This window comes from Roseivivax isoporae LMG 25204, assembly GCF_000521865.1.
In the GTDB taxonomy this organism is placed as follows: domain Bacteria; phylum Pseudomonadota; class Alphaproteobacteria; order Rhodobacterales; family Rhodobacteraceae; genus Roseivivax; species Roseivivax isoporae.
This window is the reverse complement of the sequence record NZ_JAME01000114.1, coordinates 1-1,449: the sequence shown is the minus strand read 5'-3', so window position 1 is coordinate 1,449 and position 1,449 is coordinate 1. Positions and strand designations below refer to the sequence as shown.

1 protein-coding gene and 1 pseudogene are annotated in these 1,449 nt (G+C 71.3%); both read left to right on the top strand.

What is annotated here, in order from left to right; genetic code table 11:
- Positions 1-282: hypothetical protein (locus RISW2_RS22850; protein ID WP_043775733.1), on the top strand; the 282-nt coding region annotated here is incomplete at its 5' end.
- Positions 272-1,449 (top strand): annotated as a pseudogene (locus RISW2_RS25565) (hypothetical protein); the annotation flags it as partial. The gene RISW2_RS22850 and the pseudogene RISW2_RS25565, both read left to right, overlap by 11 nt.

The following is a 1,449-nucleotide window of genomic DNA, read 5'->3' as shown; positions in this document are numbered from 1 at the left end:
CTCTATGACGACCCGATGTCGTGTGAGCGCACCACGGGCTTCCTGCGCAACCCGGTCGACGCCTTCGAGCGGGCGCTCGCGACCATCGGCGGGCTGCCGCGGGTGGACGCGCCGCAGGCGGGCGACATCGCCGTGCTGCGCCGCGCGGACAGCCCGCTGCGCCCGCATGGCGGCCTCTGGACGGGCACCAGGTGGGCTGGCCTCGCCGACCAGGGCGTGACGATCCTGCGCCCGGCCATGGTGCAGCCGCTGGCAATCTGGGGGGTGGGCTATGCGGCGTAGGCTGCTCGTCGCGGCGCTGCTCGGCACGACCGCGCTGGTGACGCCATCGCGCGCGGATGCGGGACCGGTCGCGGCCTTCGTCGGCGGGGTATTCGCGGCGCTCGGCGGCGGGGCCCTGGCGGCGGGCGCCACCGCCGCGGCCACGGCGGGCTTCGCCTTCGCCTCATCGGCCCTGGGCGGGTTTATCATCAACACCGTGATCAGCATCGGGCTGGCCGCGCTCGCCAACGCGCTCCGACCCGCGCCGCAGATCCCGAAGCCCGGCGCGCGCATGGTGAACTATGCCCAGCCCGTCAGCTACCTCGAGACGGTCTATGGCGAGGTGCGCAAGGGCGGGCCGTTCGGCTTCTCGAAGATGCGCGGCGCGTACCGGCACTACACGACCGTGCTCGCGGCGCATCCCTGCGACGGGCTTGTGCAGCACTACCTCGACGAATGGCCGGTCGAGGTCGACGGCTCGGGCGACGTCACGACGAGCCCGCCGGGCGACGAGGCGAAGGTGCGGTTCTACGATGGCGGGCCCGGGCAGGTGGTCGACCCGGACCTCGACGCGACGTTCACCGAGATCACGTCGGCCCACGACTATGCCGGGCTTTGCTACGGCAAGCTCCGCGCCAAGGCGACCGATCCCGAGCAGTTCAGCGAAGACTATCCGAACGGCCGGGAATGGGCCTACACGCCGGTGTTCCGCGGCCACAACGGCATCTACGATCCGCGCAGCGACACGACCGGCTACAGCAACAACGCCGCGCTGGTGCTCGCGCACTGGCTGACCGAGATCCTCGGCCGCGAGGTCGACTGGGACGAGGTCGCGGTCGAGGCGGACGCCGCCGACGCGCTCGTGGCGAACGCCGAGGGCGGCACGCAGCCGAAGTGGACGATCAACGGGACGATCAGCGACGACCAGGACTTCGAGACGCAGCGCGCGCAGATGTCCGCGGCCTGCGACGCCTTCCTCTTCGAGCGCACCGACGGGAAGGTCGGCTTCCGCGTCGGCCGCTACATCGAACCCACCGTCACGCTGACGCCCGACGATCTCTTCTCGGTGCAGGTCAGCCAGGGCGAGACTGGCTCGGACGCGCCGACCGAGATCGCGCCGGAATATGTCGATCCGGACAACCATTGGCGCGAGGCCTCGGCCGGCACGTGGGTGATCACGACCGAGGA